We start from the raw sequence: 656 nt of genomic DNA, 5'->3' as shown, positions 1-656 counted from the left end.
ATCAAAATGCTGGGCGAAGGCAATGGGATGGACGCCCCCTCCTCTAAACGGCATCGCAGTGCCACAGTGAGATGACTATCACCTCACTGAATTGAAGGGAGCGTCACCATGAACGGTAGAACGATCGGGTTGGATCTGGCCAAAAACGTGTTTCAAGTTCACGGAGTCGATGAACATGGCAAGGTGGTGCTGCGCAAACAGGTGACGCGACACCAGGTGGCTGCTTTCTTTGCCAACCTACCGCCCTGCCTCATTGGAATGGAGGCCTGTGGCAGCGCCCATCACTGGGCTCGCAAGCTCCAGAGCATGGGCCACGTCGTTAAACTGATGGCTCCCCAGTACGTCAAGCCCTATGTCAAGACCAACAAGAACGATGCTGCGGATGCCGAGGCCATCTGCGAGGCAGTGACCCGACCGAACATGCGGTTTGTGCCGATCAAGAATGTGGAACAGCAAAGCGTGCTGGCGCTGCACCGTGTACGTCAGGGTTTTGTCAAAGCCCGCACTGCCCAGGCAAACCAGATCCGTGGTCTGCTGGCTGAGTTCGGGCTGATCCTTCCCCAAGGCATCGGCCACATTGTCAACCAGGCTCCAGGACTCATTGAAGATGTCCGCAACGAACTGCCTGGATCATTTCGACTGCTGATTCAGCGCCT

At 56.6% G+C, this 656-nt stretch carries 1 protein-coding gene; it reads left to right on the top strand.

Going from position 1 to position 656, the window contains the following annotated elements; translation table 11 throughout:
• Positions 1-108: 108 nt before the first annotated feature.
• The coding region (locus C2134_RS19265; protein WP_146042226.1) for an IS110 family RNA-guided transposase at positions 109-656 on the top strand (548 nt) is incomplete at its 3' end.

The organism is Chromobacterium sinusclupearum (assembly GCF_002902845.1).
GTDB lineage: Bacteria > Pseudomonadota > Gammaproteobacteria > Burkholderiales > Chromobacteriaceae > Chromobacterium > Chromobacterium sinusclupearum.
Note: the sequence above shows the minus strand (reverse complement) of the source record. Positions and strands in the feature narration are given on the sequence as shown.